Annotated in this window: 13 protein-coding genes; 7 read left to right on the top strand and 6 right to left on the bottom strand. The window is 64.5% G+C overall.

Annotated elements, in window-relative coordinates; genetic code table 11:
• Window positions 1-2 precede the first annotated feature (2 nt).
• Entirely contained in the window at window positions 3-1,109 is a 1,107-nt protein-coding gene (locus tag H292_RS0118480) for an ABC transporter ATP-binding protein (RefSeq protein WP_020112352.1), read from the top strand.
• A 115-nt stretch (window positions 1,110-1,224) separates the two neighbouring features.
• The gene (locus H292_RS0118475; RefSeq protein WP_196806183.1) at window positions 1,225-2,907 is read left to right on the top strand and encodes an AMP-binding protein; all 1,683 of its coding nucleotides are present in this window, start codon (window positions 1,225-1,227) and stop codon (window positions 2,905-2,907) included.
• Between the two features lie 14 nt (window positions 2,908-2,921).
• On the opposite strand, the gene H292_RS0118470 is transcribed toward H292_RS0118475, so the two are convergent.
• Window positions 2,922-4,073, bottom strand: a complete 1,152-nt coding sequence (locus H292_RS0118470; protein WP_020112350.1) for an LLM class flavin-dependent oxidoreductase — start codon at window positions 4,071-4,073, stop codon at window positions 2,922-2,924.
• Window positions 4,074-4,174: 101 nt separating this feature from the next.
• On the opposite strand from H292_RS0118470, the gene H292_RS0118465 reads away from it, so the two are divergent.
• Window positions 4,175-5,491: an MFS transporter gene (locus tag H292_RS0118465; protein WP_020112349.1), complete on the top strand. Its 1,317-nt coding sequence runs from the start codon at window positions 4,175-4,177 to the stop codon at window positions 5,489-5,491.
• A 99-nt stretch (window positions 5,492-5,590) separates the two neighbouring features.
• Here H292_RS0118465 and H292_RS0118460 read toward each other — a convergent pair whose 3' ends face one another.
• Together H292_RS0118460 and H292_RS0118455 are read right to left on the bottom strand one after the other, a co-directional pair.
• Entirely contained in the window at window positions 5,591-6,376 is a 786-nt protein-coding gene (locus H292_RS0118460; RefSeq protein WP_020112348.1) for an alpha/beta fold hydrolase, read from the bottom strand.
• A 4-nt stretch (window positions 6,377-6,380) separates the two neighbouring features.
• Window positions 6,381-7,274 (bottom strand): imine reductase family protein, encoded by an 894-nt coding sequence (locus H292_RS0118455; protein WP_020112347.1) that lies wholly within the window; start codon window positions 7,272-7,274, stop codon window positions 6,381-6,383.
• A 78-nt stretch (window positions 7,275-7,352) separates the two neighbouring features.
• Between H292_RS0118455 and H292_RS0118450 the strand changes: the two genes are divergently transcribed.
• Entirely contained in the window at window positions 7,353-7,676 is a 324-nt protein-coding gene (locus H292_RS0118450; RefSeq protein ID WP_230594018.1) for a winged helix-turn-helix transcriptional regulator, read from the top strand.
• Window position 7,677: 1 nt separating this feature from the next.
• On the opposite strand, the gene H292_RS0118445 is transcribed toward H292_RS0118450, so the two are convergent.
• Together H292_RS0118445 and H292_RS0118440 are read right to left on the bottom strand one after the other, a co-directional pair.
• On the bottom strand, window positions 7,678-9,363 hold the full coding sequence (locus H292_RS0118445; RefSeq protein ID WP_020112346.1) for a SulP family inorganic anion transporter: 1,686 nt from the start codon (window positions 9,361-9,363) through the stop codon (window positions 7,678-7,680).
• A gap of 9 nt (window positions 9,364-9,372) precedes the next feature.
• A complete protein-coding gene (locus H292_RS0118440; protein WP_020112345.1) occupies window positions 9,373-10,935 on the bottom strand; it encodes an ABC-F family ATP-binding cassette domain-containing protein in 1,563 nt (520 codons plus the stop codon).
• Between the two features lie 245 nt (window positions 10,936-11,180).
• Here H292_RS0118440 and H292_RS0118435 point away from each other — a divergent pair, with 245 nt between their 5' ends.
• The 3 genes from H292_RS0118435 (at window position 11,181) to H292_RS0118425 (ending at window position 15,500) form a co-directional block, all read left to right on the top strand.
• Window positions 11,181-13,004, top strand: coding sequence for a penicillin-binding transpeptidase domain-containing protein (locus H292_RS0118435; protein ID WP_027498912.1), 1,824 nt, complete (start codon window positions 11,181-11,183; stop codon window positions 13,002-13,004).
• Between the two features lie 184 nt (window positions 13,005-13,188).
• Window positions 13,189-14,751 (top strand): NTF2-like N-terminal transpeptidase domain-containing protein, encoded by a 1,563-nt coding sequence (locus tag H292_RS0118430; RefSeq protein ID WP_020112343.1) that lies wholly within the window; start codon window positions 13,189-13,191, stop codon window positions 14,749-14,751.
• A gap of 11 nt (window positions 14,752-14,762) precedes the next feature.
• Window positions 14,763-15,500: a sulfite exporter TauE/SafE family protein gene (locus tag H292_RS0118425; protein WP_020112342.1), complete on the top strand. Its 738-nt coding sequence runs from the start codon at window positions 14,763-14,765 to the stop codon at window positions 15,498-15,500.
• On the opposite strand, the gene H292_RS0118420 is transcribed toward H292_RS0118425, so the two are convergent.
• Window positions 15,497-16,945, bottom strand: coding sequence for a peptide MFS transporter (locus H292_RS0118420; RefSeq protein WP_020112341.1), 1,449 nt, complete (start codon window positions 16,943-16,945; stop codon window positions 15,497-15,499). The genes H292_RS0118425 and H292_RS0118420 overlap by 4 nt on opposite strands.
• Window positions 16,946-16,957 lie beyond the last annotated feature (12 nt).

The raw sequence follows: 16,957 nt of genomic DNA, 5'->3' as shown, positions 1-16,957 counted from the left end.
AAATGGCTGCAATCACGTACAAGAAGGCATCCTGCGTCTACGAAGGTGCCGACAAGCTCGCCGTCGATTCACTCGACCTCGACATCCAGGACGGTGAGTTCGTCGTCCTCGTCGGACCGTCCGGTTCCGGCAAGTCCACCGCTCTGCGCATGCTCGCCGGGCTCGAGGAGATCGACGGCGGTGCCATCGAGATCGGTGGCAAGAACATGGTGGGCGTGCCGTCCAAGGACCGTGACATCGCCATGGTCTTCCAGAACTACGCGCTCTACCCCAACAAGACCGTCGGGGAGAACATGGGCTTCGCGCTCAAGATGCGCGGCGTCCCGCTGGAGGAGCGCAAGGCGAAGGTCGCGGAGGCCGCCAAGATCCTCGACCTGACGGAGTACCTCGACCGCAAGCCGGGCAAGCTGTCCGGTGGTCAGCGTCAGCGAGTTGCCATGGGCCGCGCCATCGTTCGTGAGCCCCAGGTGTTCTGCATGGACGAGCCTCTGTCCAACCTCGACGCCAAACTGCGCGTGCAGACGCGTACGCAGATCGCGGCCCTGCAGCGTCGTCTCGGCACGACGACCGTGTACGTCACCCACGATCAGGTCGAGGCCATGACGATGGGTGACCGGGTTGCCGTGCTGCGCGGTGGCAAGCTGCAGCAGTTCGCGTCGCCCACCGACCTCTACGACAATCCGGTCAACGCTTTCGTCGCCGGCTTCATCGGCTCGCCCGCGATGAACCTCATGACGGTGCCGATCGGGTCCGGCGGAGTGCAGATCGGCAACTTCCTGTTGCCTCTCGAACGCGATGAGCTGACCAAGCTCGCCTCGCTCGGACTGGACAACGTGACCGTCGGGCTTCGGCCCGAGCAGCTCGGGATCACGCGTGGAGGCGGGGAAGGTTTCGAGGGCAAGGTCGACCTCATCGAGGAGCTGGGCAGCGAATCGTACGTCTACGCCCACCTCGACGACCCCAAGGTCAAGGGACTCGACGGTGGACCGGTGTCCCTCGTCGCACGCTCGGCCGTTCGCGCTCCCGCGAAGATCGGCGAAAGCGTCGCCCTCACACGGCTGGACGGTGCAATTCACCTGTTCCACCCGGAATCGGGTGAGCGGATCTGAGCACCCCCGGAACCAAGCGGCTACCCCCGTACCCCTGTTCGGGGGTAGCGCGCTCACCACTCGACTCAATAGCGTGAAGAGTAAGTGAGATGTGCGCCACAGCTAGGGAGTGATCATGACGGACGGAACGGCCTACACCGCGTTCAAGCAGGCCCGCGACGTACTGCTGGATGCCTACGGCGATTACGACGCTGCGACGGAGAACTTCCAGTGGCCCGCCTTCGGTGAGAAGTTCAACTGGGCCATCGACTGGTTCGACGCGTACGCACGAGGCAACGACGGCACCGCCCTGTGGATCGTCGAGGAGGACGGGTCCGAGGGCAAGTACACGTTCGACGCCATGTCGCGGCGTTCCGACCAGGTGGCGCGGTGGCTGGAATCTCTGGGCATCGGCCGAGGCGACTCGGTGATCCTGATGCTCGGCAACCAGGTCGAGCTCTGGGAGTCGATGCTGGCCGTCATGAAGCTCGGCGCCGTTCTGATGCCGACGACCACGGCGATCGGCTCCGCGGACCTGACCGACCGCCTGCAGCGCGGGAAAGCCAAGGCCGTCATCGTCAACCGCGCCGACGCACCGAAGTTCGACGAGGTGCCGGGTGAGTATCTGAAGCTGTCGGTCGGTGCGCACGACGGTTGGACAGACTTCCGTTCGGCGTACGACGTCCAGGACGCGCAACCGTTCGAGACGGTGACAGCCCCCGACGATCGCCTTCTGCTGTACTTCACTTCGGGAACGACGAGTAAGCCGAAACTGGTCGAGCACACCCAGGTGTCCTACCCCGTCGGCCACCTCAGCACGATGTACTTTCTCGGTGTCAGGCCGGGCGACGTCCACCTCAACATCAGTTCACCCGGGTGGGCCAAGCACGCGTGGAGCTGCTTCTTCGCACCGTGGATCGCCGAGGCGACGATCTTCGTCTACAACTACACCCGGTTCGACGCCAAGGCTCTGCTCGCGCAGATCCGTCGCGCCGAGGTGACGACGTTCTGCGCCCCGCCGACGGTGTGGCGCATGCTGATTCAGGCCGACATTTCCGGTGGCCGGGGTGCGCTGCGTGAGGCCATCGGTGCGGGCGAACCGTTGAACCCGGAGGTCATCTCGCACGTGCAGAAGCAGTGGGGCCTGAACATTCGTGACGGTTTCGGTCAGACGGAAACCACTGCGCTGGTGGCGAACACGCCGGGCGCGGAGCTGAAGTTCGGTTCGATGGGTCGACCGCTCCCCGGTGTGCCCGTCGTGATCATCGATCCGGTGACCGGTGAGCGCGCGGACGAGGGTGAAATCTGCCTGGACCTCGAGCAGCATCCGTTCAACCTCATGACCGGCTACCTGGACAACCCGGCTCGCAACGCCGAAGTCATGTCCGGCGGGTACTACCACACCGGCGATGTGGCATCCCGTGACGAACGCGGCTACATCACCTACGTCGGACGCACCGACGACGTGTTCAAGGCGTCGGACTACAAGGTCTCGCCCTTCGAGCTCGAAAGCGTGCTCATCGAGCACCCAGCCGTGGCCGAAGCGGCCGTCGTCCCTGCTCCCGACGAGACGCGCCTGGCCGTGCCGAAGGCCTACGTTGCCCTCGCCGCCGGCTGGGAACCGAACGAGGACACAGCAATCGAGATCCTGAAGTACGCCCGCGAACATCTGGCGCCGTACCTGCGGGTGCGTCGAATCGAGTTCTTCGAGCTTCCGAAGACCATCTCCGGCAAGATTCGACGCGTCGAGCTTCGAGCCCGCGAGAACTCCGGTGAAGTCCTGTCCGGGGAGTATCGAGACGACACCATCCGCATGTGATGCTCATTGGAGCATCACATGAAAGGTGTTCCGACCGAAACATTTCTCGAGTCACGGGCCCGTGTGAGACCGCGCTTCTCGAGGATCGGCCGCACGCCTTCACCGAAGTGGTAGGCCTCTTCGAGGTGCGGGTAACCGGAGAGAACGAAGTGATCGAGCCCGATCGACGCGTACTCGGCGATGCGATCGGCCACTTCCTCGTGTGAGCCCACCAAGGCTGTGCCCGCCCCTCCGCGGACCAGGCCGACTCCCGTCCACAGATTGGGCGCGATCTCCAGTGAGCGGGCGTCGGCGCCTGCCGTGTACGCGGTGCCGCCGCCGTGCAGTTCACGCATACGACGCTGGCCCTCGGACACCGAGCGGGACAGGCTTTCCTGCGCCGCTTCGATGGTCTTGGGATCGAGGGCACCGAGCAGGCGGTCCGCCTCTGCCCACGCCTGCTCGGACGTGTCTCGTGAGATGACGTGCAGCCGAATGCCGTAATCGAGGGTGCGGCCCTGCACCTCCGCAAGGTCCCTGATCCACGCGATCTTCGATGCGACCGCCGCTGCTGGTTCCCCCCACGTCAGGTAGGTGTCCGCGAACTGCGACGCCACCGTTCCCGCGGCCGGCGACGAACCACCGAAGAAGATCGGCGGCACCGGATCCGGATGACGCTGCAGCGCAGCTTCTTCCACCTTGATGTATTTGCCGTCGAAGGACACCGGCCCGTCGTTCGCCCAGAGGCGACGGGTGACGTCGAGGAATTCACCGCAGCGCTCGTAGCGCTGGTTCTTGTCCAGAAAATCGCCGAACCGTCGCTGCTCGTGGTCCTCGCCACCGGTGACGACGTTCAGCAGGAGACGTCCGCCGGACTGCCACTGGAACGTCGCGGCCATCTGAGCGGCCAACGTCGGACTGAGCAGACCTGGCCGTAGGGCGACAAGGAACTTGAGGGTTTCGGTGGTGTCGATCATCATCGCCGTCGTCAACCACGCGTCCTCGCACCACGCACCCGTTGGCGTCAGGACCGCCTCGAATCCGTTGCTCTCCGCTGCGGCGCCGATCTGGTTGAGATACTTCAGCGTCGCGGGTCGATCTCCGGACATCGACGATCCATGTCCGCCCGCCATCAGATTGCGGGAGTCGCCGTACGTGGGCAGGAACCAATGGAAGCGTAGAGGCATGTTGTCCGATTCTGGCAACGTCCACAGACGGTGTCCAGGGTTGCAATCAGGCTGATTCGAATCCATGACCTGCTGTCGAGGCAGGCTTACTCTGGCTCCACATGACTGCATTCGCCGAGGCCGCACCGGCCGAATCGGACCCGGCCAGACGCAAACGACTCCGCACCGTCGTCGCGGCGAGCCTCCTCGGAACGACAGTCGAATGGTACGACTTCTTCCTCTACGCCACCGCCGCAAGCCTGGTGTTCAACCGACTCTTCTTTCCCGATCAGAGCTCGTTCGTCGGCACGATGCTGTCGTTCGCGACCTTCGCCGTCGGATTCGTCGTCAGACCCATCGGCGGCGTCGTGTTCGGGCACTTCGGCGACCGGATCGGCCGGAAGAAGACGCTCGCTCTGACGATGTTCATCATGGGCATCGCCACGGCACTGATGGGCGCGTTGCCGACGACCGAACAGATCGGCGTACTCGCACCGATCCTTCTGCTCCTTCTTCGGATACTCCAGGGCTTCGCACTCGGTGGCGAATGGGCCGGCGCCGTACTGCTCGCCGTCGAGCACAGTCCGGCGAAGAAGCGCGGCCTGTTCGGAAGCATCCCGCAGATCGGACTGGCACTCGGCTTGGCGCTCGGCACAGCGGTGTTCGCGCTTCTGCAAACGGTGTTCGACGACGCCGCCTTCCTCGCCTACGGATGGCGCATCGCGTTCCTGCTCAGCTTGGTGCTCGTGGCAGTCGGCCTCGTGGTACGCCTGAAAGTGGAAGAGACACCGGCGTTCCAGGAAGTCACCGACCTGAAGCAACGCTCGTCGGCACCGGTCCGTGAGGTGTTCGCGCGCAAGTCCATTCGAGGAACCGTGCTCGGTCTTCTCTCGCGGTGGGGTGAAGGCGCTGCCTTCAACACGTGGGGTGTCTTCGCCATCACCTACGCAACGACACAACTGGATTTCGAGAAGGTTCCGGTGCTGCTCGTCGTCACCGTCGCAGCCGTCGTCATGGCACTGCTGCTCCCGCTGTCCGGACTGCTCGTCGACCGATACGGCGCCAAGAGGATCTACGTCATCGGCATCGCACTCTACGGAGCGGCAGTGTTCCCGGTGTTCGCCCTCTTCGATACCGGAAGCCTGTGGCTGTTCGGCCTCGGCCTCGTCCTGGTCTTCGGATTCGTCCACGCCCTGTTCTACGGCGCACAAGGAACGCTGTACGCAAGCCTCTACCCGACGGAAATCCGCTACACCGGACTGTCCATCGTCTACCAGTTCTCCGGCATCTACGCCTCGGGCGTCACACCGTTGATCCTGACCGCCCTCATCGCAGCAGGCAGCGGATCACCCTGGCTGGCCTGCACGTTCCTCGTCGGAACCTCCGTCATCAGCGTCATCGCCACAGCCCTCGTCCGTAAGCGGGATCTGTACCTCTGACCGTGTCTTTTCCGGACCGAACGTGGCGTTCGGTCACTTCAAGTGACCGAACGGCACATTCGGTCCTGAAAACCGGGTGTCCGAAAAGCGGGTACGACGCTAATGCTTCAGGAACGGTTCGACGACGACGAGGACTTCGGCGCTTGCGGCGGGGGTGGTCGAGTGGTCGAATCCGCGGATGGTGTGCAGTTCGGAGTTCTTCACGAGTGCGGCTGCGGATGCGGTGTCGTCGAGTCGCGTGGTGTCCTGGGATCCGACGTAGAACAGTGACGGGATCTTCAGGCCGCGCAGGTCGGCGTCGGACAGTCCGGGTTCTGCGTCGGATGCCCGGAAGTAGGCCGCCATGGCGTCGGAGTCGTTGGCGGAGAACACAGCACGTGTAGCGGCGTCGACGGGGAACAGCCGGTGCTTGTTCCACTCCTCGATGAATCCGTCCATTCCTCGGTCGGCGAGGACGTCGGCGCAACCGGGGAAGAACAGCCGGTCGAAGGCGCCTTTCTGCGGTCCGTGAGAACCGCCGCCGGAGATCAGCTTGGTCACCCTCTCGGGTGCGCGCGCTGCCAGGGTCAGGCCGGCTCGGGCGCCGTAGGAGTAGCCCCAGTAATCAGCGCTGGGGACGCCTACCGCGTCGAGGACTGCCACGAGGTCGCCGACGATGGAGTCCATCGTGTACGCCTCGATCTCGTGCGGCTTGTCGCTTCGCCCGTGGCCGCGCATGTCGACGAGGATCAACGTCCGGCTGGGTCGAAGTGCCTTGACGTATCCGAAGGTTCGCCAGATCGTGTGCGTCAGCAGGCTGCCGTGCACCAGCAGCAACGGTGGTCCTGATCCCACGACCTGGAAGGCGATGCGGGTTCCGTCGGCGGGGTTGGTAGCGAAGTCCACCGCATCATTGTCCTGTATCGGCCATACGTGGTCGGGAGCGGGATTCGCCCAGGAACTTCTCTGCCACCACATCCCAATCCGTGGCAGCGGGCCAATGGTCCAAAGCCCGTGCGGACGCTGCTCTGACGTGTTCCGCCAGACCGGGGTCGATTCCCGCTTGGTGACTCGATTCGACGATGTGCGTCAGGAACGACAAGCACATGTCCAGCCGGGCGTCGCCCTGGTCGTACCGACGGTGTCGAAGCGACGTCGTCGACGCGGGCAGGGAACCGCCGAGAGTGTCGACGATCCCCCGGGCATAGGGCAGAAACGCTGCAGGCTCGACACCGTGAGCTGCGGCCAATGCAGCTGCGTGCAAGTAGGCGTACATGCCGGAGAAGTAGATGTCGAGCATCGCGAGATCGAGCGCCGGTGGCGTCGAATGATCGTTCCCGACGATGTCGCTGCTTCCTCCCAGTGCGTCGAGGATCGGCTGTGCGGCGGTAAAGTCCTCCTCCGCGCCGGCGTAGAGCGCCGAGCAGTGTTCGGTTCCCACCATCGAAGTCGGCACCATCATCGCGCCGGTCACGTACCGGACTCCTCGGGCAGCGGCCAGCGCAGCCGAGTCGACGGTGTCGGTGGGAGTACCTGTCGAGAAGTTGATCAACACTCCGCTGGTGTTCGTTGCTGGAATGCGATCGATGACGGTTCGGCTGATCTCGTGGTTTCGCACGCACACGACGACGATGTCGGCATTTCGCGTGGAGTCCTCCACCGTTGCCGACATCTCGACGTCGATTCCATCGATCGTCCTCGGGGTTCGGTTCCATGCGCGAAGATGATGTCCTTTGGCCGCCGCTGCACGTGTGATTGCTTCACCCATCGCGCCGAGGCCCAGAATTGCTGTCGACTTGGTCATGATCGGAATGATTCCCTGGTGCAGCGCTGCCGTCGAGTACGCACAATGAAGTAAGTACAGCCGCGGGAGGGGTGCGTCGTGAACGATCCGAATCCATGTGGAGTGAACGTGGTCTTCGGCTTGATCGGGTCGAAGTGGAAGCCGACGATCCTGTGGCGGCTCGCGGAGGGTGATCGTCGTTTCGCGGAGCTGCGCACACAGATCGGTGGGATTTCCGAGAAGGTGCTTGCCGACCAATTGCGCGAGCTCGTTCGTGACGGTCTCGTGGTGCGCACCGCAGCCGACGGGTTTCCGTTGCGCGTCGACTACCGGCTCAGCACGGACGGGAGCGAGCTCAACTCACTTCTCGATCCCCTGTCGGAATGGGGTGATCGCCTGTTCGCGCGCAGATCGCGGGAGTAGTTCAGCGGCGATGGAAGGCATCGACGGCGGCTTCGACGGTGTAGTGGAATCTGGACCCGTCGAATCTGCTGCCCACGCCGAAACGGATGAGCCGATCCTTGATCGGGCCTTTCATCTCGGCGAAGGCAAGGCGAATTCCCTTGTCCTCCAGGAATTGATCGAGCTCGACGAGTTCGTCGACGGCTGTGGTGTCGAGCCCGGTGATGGGTTCGGCGGCCACGACCACCCATTCCACCGGGACCGGAGCATCTGCGACGGCAGTGCGAATGTACTGGTCGAAGATGTCACCGTTGGCGAAGAAGAGCGGCGCGTCGAATCGGACGAGAAGCAGACCCGGGATCCGTTCACCGTCGGGATGCCGGTCGATGTCGTGGAAGCCAGGGCGGTCCGACGTTCGGACCAGCTCGGTGCGGTACGGCTGCCAGGCGCGCGCGACGACGGCGAAGAACGACAGGGCGATCGCGACGAGTATTCCCTGCAGCACCCCGACGAGGGCGACGCCGAGGAAAGCGGCTGCCGCCAGCCCGAATTCGACCCGGCTCATGTGCCACATCCGTACGAGACCGGACACGTCGATCAACGACGTCGCGGCCACGATCACGACGGCACCGAGCGCCGCGTCGGGGAGGTAGGCGGTGACCCCGGGTGCGGCGAGGACGAACGCGAGGACCGCAAGGGCTCCCACGACGCCGGTCAGTTGAGTTCGAGCACCGTTCTGTTCGGCGACCGGTGTTCGAGATCCACTCGCCGAGATCGGGAATCCGCCGAACAAACCCCCGGCGACGTTGGCCACGCCGATGGCTTTCATCTCGGTGCTGCCGTTCACCTCTTCGCCGTGTCGGGCCGCGAAAGTGCGGGACAGAACGCCCGTGTCGGCGAACGCCAGCAGGGCTATCGCGGCGGCGGGCCCGATCAGCGACACGACGTCACCCCAGTCGACCCCTCCGAACGAGGGGAGAGGCAGTCCGCGGGGTAGCTCGCCGACCATCGACAATCGATCGGTGAGATCGAGAACTGCGGCTGCGACCATCGCGCCGACGACCGCAACGAGAACGCCGGGAATGCGCGGGATCCACCGTCGGAAAGCGGGAATGACGAGGAGACATCCGAGTCCGACAGCAGCGGCGACCGGGTCGATGTCGCCGCCCAGAACGGAACGGACGATCTCCGCGAACTGCCCCGTCACACCGTCTGCATCCACGGAGAACCCCAGGACCTTCGGCAGCTGGCCGACGATGACGATGAGCGCTATCGCGTTCAGATAACCGAGCCTGATGGGTTTCGACAGCAGCTGGGTGACGAACCCGAGCCGAAGATAGCCACCCGCGATCAAAATCACGCCGACGAGCACGCCGAGGATCCCCGCCAACGCCAGAGCGCTCGCCGGGTCGTCGGTGACGGCCAACGGGATGACAGCGGCGGCGATGAGTGGCGCCAGCGACGAATCCGGCCCCAGGACCAGAATCTTCGACGGACCGACGACCGCGTACGCGAGCAGCGGAACGATCGTGGCGTACAACCCGGCGTACGCGGGCAACCCTGCTGCCTGCGCGTATCCCATTCCGGCTGGAATGAGAAGAGCTGTCAGTACCAGGCCTGCCGTGATGTCGCTGCGCAGCCACTCGCGGCGGTAACCGCGGGCAGTGACTACTCCGGGCAGTCGGCCGACGATTCCCGCTACGGTCATCGCTCGAACCTACAGTGACTCCGGCAAATCGGTCTCCTCGTCTCGGCACAACTCCACCCATCTCGTCGGCTGGAGGTCTCGTAGGAACGGCAGATCATGGCTGACGACGACGAGTGCGCCCCGGTAGCTCGCCAGCGCCTCGGTCAGATGCTTCTTGCTGGCGAGGTCCAGATTGTTCGTCGGTTCGTCGAGCATGAGCAGTTTCGGTGCAGGGTCGGCAAGCAGGATTCGGGCGATCGCCGCCCGCAGGCGCTCCCCGCCCGACAACGTCGACACCACGGCGTCCGCGTCGCTGCCGCGGAACAGGAATCTCGCGAGTTGGGCGCGGATCTGCTCGTTGCTGGCGTGAACGGCCACATCGGCGACATTCTCTGCCACCGTTCGTGATTCGTCGAACACATCGAGGCGTTGCGGCAGGTACCGCCACGGTACCGATGGTCCCGCCTTGTCGATCGCACGCAGCAGGGTGGTCTTCCCGCTGCCGTTCGGCCCGATCAACGCGATCCGCTCCGGACCGACGATGGCGAGTTCGTCGACCGCCGTGATCTGCTGTCCGGCAAACACTTCCGTGTCGGGAAGGTCGACGCGAATCTCCTTGTCGTCACGGAGCCGTTCCTCGGCAGCGGCAAGTACCTCCTGAGCGTCGTCGACCTTCTCGATGTGGTTGTTGCGTAGTTTGCCCGCCGAAACCTGAGCTGCCCGTTTACGCGCGCCCATGACGATCTTGGGCTCGCGCTTCTGCTCGTACATCTTCTTGCCGTACCGCGCCCGTCGATCGATCTTCGTTCTGGCCTCGACCAATTCGCGTTCCTGTTTGCGAACGTCGTTCTTGGCATCGTGCAGTGCGGCCCGAGCAGCCTCCTGCTCGGCATCGATCACCGATCGATAGTGCGAGTAGTTGCCGCCGAACATCCGCAGCCGAGTCGGCCCGGATCGGTCGGCCCTCAGCTCGGCCGTGGAGTCCATGAGATCGAGGAGTTCGACGTCGTGACTCGTCACCACCAAGACGCCGTCGAACGACTGAACAGCCTGGTAGAGCCGGGCGCGAGCGTGCAGATCCAAGTTGTTCGTCGGCTCGTCGAGCAGCAGTACGTCCGGCTCCGCCAGCAACTGTGCGGTCAGAGCCAACAGCATCGATTCCCCACCCGACAGGGTTCCGATGACACGGTCCAGATCGGTTCGGACAGAAACGATGTGGCCAAGACCGAGTTGCCCGAGCAGTGCGACGGCCTGGTCCTCGGCGTCCCAGCGGTTGCCGACCACACCGAAGTCGTTCTCGGATCCGTCACCGGATTCGATGCGATGCAACGCTTCTCGGAGAGCACGAAGGCCGAGGATGTCGTCGACCCGGCGATCGGTGTGCAGGGCGATGTCCTGCGGAAGGTAGCCGACGACTCCGTCGATGGTGGCCGAACCGCGGGTCGGTGTGTACTGGCCTGTGACGATCTTCAGCAGGGTGGACTTACCGGCCCCGTTCGATCCGACGAGTCCTGTTCTGCCGGAGGAGAACACAGCGTCGAGTCCGTCGAAAACCGGATCGCCGCTCGGCCACGCGAAGGTGAGATCGGACATGCGCAGGGAAGGGGATGTAGACATGATTGCTCCAGAGGTGTGCGTGCAGGGATGCAGGCGAGAAAACCTCTAGAAGAGCAACGGCCTCTCCGATTCTGTTGGCAGCAAGGCGAGAACCACGATAGACCCGCTTCGGGTCCCCCGCAACCCATTTACGTGAGTGGAAATGCAGGCCCTGGGACAGGCGCGGAGCCTGCGGAGCGACCAGAAATCACCTGTCATTTCCACTCACGTAGGAATCAGGCATGATCGGACGGGTGCGCACATCCATGAAGACGGTTCCCGCTCTGTGTGCTGTGGTGGCACTGGTTCTTGCCGGCTGCGGGGACGACGGTCCACCGGAACCCATGACCACCGCGCAAGCATTCGTGGACGCGATCAACAGCGGGTCGGCCGACGCGGCGGCCGCGCTCACCACCGACCCTGCCGCCGCGACAGCGTCGCTGAACGGCCTGTACGACGGTTTGAGCGGGGGCGGCACCGTGACGGCGACTCCCGATTTCGAGGTCGCCTCGGCATCCGAGGAGGGCGGCGCGGTGACCCTCGACGCCACCTGGCGGTTCTCGACGACCAACGACGGCACCGAGGAACCCGACGGCGAACCGAAGCAGTGGCAGTACGACACCTCCGCCACGGCAACCGAAACCGAGCAGGGCTGGCGCATTCAATGGGACCCGGCCGTACTGGCACCGGGACTGTCCGCCGACACCACCGTCAGATACACCCCGACCGACGCGCTCGTCGCTCCCCGAGTGTTCGACCGAAGCGGCACCGAGTTGATGTCGCAGCAGACGGTCACCCTGGTGAACGTCGATTCCACCGCCGACCCGGCGGCCGTCGCGTCGTACATCACGCCGATCGTGCCGACCATCACGGCGGAGTCGATTGCCGCCGATCAGGCTGCTTCTCAGGGGAATTCCACAACGGTGGTGTCGCTCCGGCAGTCGGACATCGATCCGATCGCCGCACCCCTGTCCGCGACGCCGGGCGTCACGCTTGCCCCGCAGCTTCGACTGCTCACCACCGACCGAGCGTTGACGTCGCCCGCGCTGACCGGGGTGTCCGAGCTGTGGCAGTCCCAGGTCGACGACAACAAGGGCTGGTCCGTTCAGTCGGTGAACGCCGACGGTACGGTGACGCAGCTCGCCGGGCTCGACGCCACCCCCGCGCCGGACATCGCGACGACGCTCGACACCGGCCTGCAGCTGAAAGCAGAGAACGCGCTTGCGTCGATCCCGCAGCAAGCGGCGATCGTCGCACTGCAACCGTCCACCGGCAACGTTCTGGCGGTCGCGCAGAACTCGGCCGCCGATGCGCAGGGGCCGATCGCGCTGACCGGTCTCTACCCGCCCGGGTCGACGTTCAAGACGGTCACCACGTCCGCCGCCCTCGAAGCCGGAACAGCGACCCCCGACACGGTCCTGCCGTGCCCCGGCACCGAGAACATCGAGGGCAGGCAGATACCCAACGACGACAACTTCGATCTGGGCGACGTGCCACTGCACACGGCATTCGCTCGCTCGTGCAACACGACGATGGGACGACTCGGCGTCGGCCTGCCCGCCGACGGACTCCAGCAGACGGCACTGCAGTACGGCCTCGGCGTCGACTACGTGACTCCTGGGCTGACCTCCGTCACCGGCAGCGTCCCTCTCGCGGACACCCCGGCTGCACGCGTCGAGTCGGCCATCGGTCAGGGAGCCGTCACGGCAACACCGTTCGGGATGGCGCTGGTGGCGTCGTCGATCGCCGGTGGATCCCTGAAGCCCCCGACCCTGGTCCAGGGTCAACCCGGTGTCGCCGACAAGACGGTGGCGCCTGTCGATGCCACCGTCGCCGACCAGGTCAAGACGATGATGCGAGAAACAGTCACCGCCGGAACGGCCACTCAGCTGCAGGACATCCCCGGCCTGCTCGGCAAGACCGGCACCGCCGAATTCGGTCCCAGCAACGAAGGCGCACACGGCTGGTTCGTCGGCATTCAGGACGACCTCGCCTTCGCAGTCTTCGTGTACGACGCCCAGAGCTCCGCACCCGCCGTCGACGCTGCAGGTCGATTCCTGCGCTGAGCGTCGGGCGGTGCATTGACCGAAGAGGGAGCCGGCGACGCCGAATCGTGACCGGAGCGAGTGAATACCGTGCTTGTTACTCGTGTGACTCTAGTGAATATTGTGACTCATGAGTTCTGTGGGGATGCCGGTTGTGCGCCGGATACGCGGCCGCTACGTGGTTGCTGTGGGGGCAAGTCTTGCTGTGACGTCGACTGTTGCGTTCTGGGCGCTGGACAGTCCGCCCAGTGAGGGCGAGCGCGTCGTGGACCAGTTCGTGGCGGCGCTGAACGACCGTGATGTCCAGGCTGCGGCGGCGTTGACCACGTATCCGAACGCTGCGGCTGCGAGTCTCCAACAGATGTTCGACGGTTTGGCGGCGGGCGGGCAGTCGACGGGGGACTTCGAGGTCGGCCAGTTCATCGATCTGAGCGGCGACTCGGGATTCTTCACCGTCGATTCCGACTGGCATTTCCGTGACGGTCAGGATTGGGCCTACGACACCCGCGGCACGGCGAAGAAGCTCAGTGTCGGGTGGCGCATCGCGTGGGAGCCGGCTGTGGTGGCGCCGGACATGGTGCCGGGTGGTTCGGTCCGGTACGTACGCACCGATGCAGCGCCGCCGTTGGTCTTCGATTCGGCTCGGAACGTGCTGATGAACGAGCGGACGATCAACGCCGTTCTGCTCGACCCTGCGCAGATGCCGGACCCAGCGGCGTCCACCGCGCAGCTCGCCGATGTCATCGACGTCGTCGCCCCTCTGATCACGCCGGACTCGTTGCTCACCGAGTTGGCGGCGACGCCGGGCAGTTCGGTGCTCGCCGTCAATCTGCGCGACGACGACTTCGCGGTGCTCGAGGATGATCTCAGGGCCATTCCCGGTGTTGTCATCACGCAGACGCCGAAGCTGATCGCGGGGGACCGCCGGATCACGTCGCCGCTGCTGGACTCGTTGCGCGACGCGTGGCAGCAGAACCGTGACGCGACGGCAGGTTGGGCCGTCGACGTCATCGGGCCCGACGGCACCTACGTTCGGCAGGCAGGCTTCCAGGGGCCTGCCGGTCCGGATCTGCAGTCGACGCTCGATCCGCGGGTCCAGCTCGCGGCCGAGGAAGCGGTGGTCAGTGCGCCGTCGTCTGCCTCGATCGTGGCCATCGCACCCTCGACCGGTGCGATAGTCGCCGCTGCCCAGAACAGTTATGCCAACGAGCAGGGCCAGATCGCGTTCTCGGCGATGTATCCCGTCGGATCGGCTGCCGATCTGCTGGCGGTCGACGATGTGGATCCGACGAGTCTCGGTTTCGGCGTCGATTATTCGATGCCGGGCCTGAACGCCTACACGGGGCAGTTCCCGTCGAGCAGCAGTTCCATCGATCGCTTCCGGAACGTCGGGAACACGTCGTCCGACGTCACGGTCACCCCGTTCGGTCTGGCCCAGATGGGTGCGGCCGTGGCGAGAGGCGGCGCGACGCTGCCGTCGATCGTGGCAGGTCAGACGGCGACCGCGAGCAAGGAGACGGCAGCGATTCCCGAGTCTGCGTTGCAGCGTCTTCGGGAAATCTTCCAGAACTCCGCGCAGGACGAGGGTTTTGCTGCCTACGACGGCTTGACCGGTTTCGCCGGCAATTCGGACGACGACCGTTGGTTCATCGGCACCCGAGGTGACCTGGCGTTCGCGGTGTACATCGAGGATGCGTACGGCACCGATCAGGCCGTGAAGATGGGCACACAGATGCTGACTGCATTGGACTCCGGCACCACCGAGTAGCTTTACCCTTCGTGACTCTGCTCGAATTCGGACTACTCGTCGTCGCCGGTTTCTTCGCCGGCCTCGTGGGTTTCGTGACCGGGTTGGCGTCACTGGTGTCCTATCCGGCGCTGTTGATGGCAGGCGTACCGCCGGTCGCCGCGAATGTCACCAACACGGTGGCGATGGTGGCGGTCGGAGTCGGGGCCACCACCAATGCGTCGAGCGAGATCGCCAAGGACGGAAAGAAACTCGTCCGATTCGCGGCGATCTCCGCTGCCGGTGGGCTCGCCGGTGCACTGTTGCTGCTGTTCGCGCCCGAGGATTCCTTCGAGGCCGTCGTGCCGTTTCTGGTCGCCTTCGCCGCAATCGCGCTGCTGGCTCAGCCGCGTATCCGGAAATTGGCTGCCGGAGGCGAATTCCCGCGTTTGTACCCCGTGTCGCTGTTCTTCGTGGCGATCTATGGGGGTTACTTCGGTGCAGGAGCGGGCGTGATCTTCCTGGCGCTGGCGTTGATCTGTACGTCCGATTCGATCTGGCGCGCAAGCATTCTGAAGAGTTTCTTTCTCGGCATAGCGAACGCAATCGCTGCTCTGGTCTTCGTGTTCTCCGGTGACGTGCACTGGCTCGCCGCGCTTGCCCTCGCCATCGGGGCGTTCGCCGGTGGCTACTGCGGACCCCCGGTGGTGAAAGTCATTCCGCCGACGGTGTTGCGGATCACCGTCGGCGTGCTCGGACTCGGCTTGGCCGCCTGGCTGTACCGGGGTTAGCGAACCCCGCTCATCATCTTCTTGATCCACGGCGTGAGGGCGACGAGGACGACACCGACGGCAATGGAAGCACCGCCGACCGTGTAGAAGAACGGATTCGGGTTGTCCTGATCGTAGTAACCCGCAAGCGTGCCTGCCATGGCCGAGCCGAGCGCGACGGACAGGAAGAACAGCGCGACCATCTGCGTGTGGAAGTTCTCCGGTGCGAGCTTCGTGGACAGCGAAAGCCCGACGGGCGAGAGGAAAAGCTCCGCGAACGTGAACAGCAACAGAATGCCGATGAGCGCCAGCAACGGCATGGATGCACCCGCGAGCGAGGGCACGAACGCCAGGAAAGCGAGACCCATGATGGACACGCCCGCTGCGAATTTCAGCGGCGTCGACGGCTGACGGTCACCCAGCTTGGTCCACACAGCCGCGAACACACCGGCGAAGATGATGATGAAGACCGGGTTGATCGACTGCACCCAGTTGGGTGGGAACTCCCAACCGAACAGGTTGCGGTCCAGCTTGGAATCCGCGATGAGCGGGACGGTCGTGAACTGCTGCTGGAACAGCGACCAGAACGCGGCGCTCGCGATGAACATCGGAATGAACGAGATGACGCGTCGGCGTTCGATCTTCGTGATCTGCTTGCTGGAGAGAATGATTGCGAAGTAACCGATCGCGGCGACGACGGTCACGCCCACCACCACGTCGGACAGGTTCGACGCGGTGAGTGCGCCGAAGATCGCGAGTAGTGCGACGGCAACGATCGCGACGACTGCGATGATCGCCCACCGTGCACGCTCGGCGCCGGGAAGCGGATTCGGAGGCGTGGCTCCGATGGTGCCGAGGTGCTTGCGGCCGAGGGTGTATTGAATCAGTCCGAGCGCCATACCGACTGCCGCCAAGCCGAATCCGGCATGGAATCCCGCGGTGTCCCACGCCAGACCGGTCAGCAGTGGGCCGACGAACGCGCCGAGATTGATGCCCATGTAGAAGAGCGAGAACCCGGCGTCTCGACGATTGTCGTGCTCGTCGTACAGATCGCCGACGAGGGACGTCGCGTTCGCCTTGAGGCCGCCGCTACCGAATGCGACGAGGACCAGACCCACTCCGACCCCGAGGAAACCGGGAAGAAGTGCCAGGGCGATATGGCCGAGCATGATCAGGACGGCGCTGTAGAACAACGTGCGCTCCGAGCCGAGGAGCCTGTCCGCGATCCATGCGCCGAGGATGGTCGAGAGGTACACCGTTCCGCCGTAGGCGCCCACGATCGACGTCGCCGAACTCTCCGCAATTCCGAGTCCGCCGTCGGCCACCGAGTAGTACAGGTAGTAGATGAGGATGCCTTGCATCCCGTAGAACGAGAATCGCTCCCACATCTCCACGCCGAAGAGGTTCGCCAGCGCGAACGGCTGCCCGAAGAACGCTGTGTCTTGCTTGCTCTGAACATCGGCCATTAGTGAACTGTC

This window comes from Rhodococcus sp. 114MFTsu3.1 (assembly GCF_000383555.1).
GTDB lineage: Bacteria > Actinomycetota > Actinomycetes > Mycobacteriales > Mycobacteriaceae > Rhodococcoides > Rhodococcoides fascians_E.
The sequence above is the reverse complement of the archived record's forward strand: the minus strand, read 5'-3'. Positions and strand labels throughout refer to the sequence as shown.

Coding starts and splice junctions, on each gene's coding strand:
- H292_RS0118480 (WP_020112352.1), top strand. CDS start 3: ATGGCTGCAATCACGTACAAGAAGGCATCCTGCGTCTACGAAGGTGCC.
- H292_RS0118475 (WP_196806183.1), top strand. CDS start 1,225: ATGACGGACGGAACGGCCTACACCGCGTTCAAGCAGGCCCGCGACGTA.
- H292_RS0118470 (WP_020112350.1), bottom strand. CDS start 4,073: ATGCCTCTACGCTTCCATTGGTTCCTGCCCACGTACGGCGACTCCCGC.
- H292_RS0118465 (WP_020112349.1), top strand. CDS start 4,175: ATGACTGCATTCGCCGAGGCCGCACCGGCCGAATCGGACCCGGCCAGA.
- H292_RS0118455 (WP_020112347.1), bottom strand. CDS start 7,274: ATGACCAAGTCGACAGCAATTCTGGGCCTCGGCGCGATGGGTGAAGCA.
- H292_RS0118445 (WP_020112346.1), bottom strand. CDS start 9,363: ATGACCGTAGCGGGAATCGTCGGCCGACTGCCCGGAGTAGTCACTGCC.
- H292_RS0118440 (WP_020112345.1), bottom strand. CDS start 10,935: ATGTCCGATCTCACCTTCGCGTGGCCGAGCGGCGATCCGGTTTTCGAC.
- H292_RS0118435 (WP_027498912.1), top strand. CDS start 11,181: ATGATCGGACGGGTGCGCACATCCATGAAGACGGTTCCCGCTCTGTGT.
- H292_RS0118420 (WP_020112341.1), bottom strand. CDS start 16,945: ATGGCCGATGTTCAGAGCAAGCAAGACACAGCGTTCTTCGGGCAGCCG.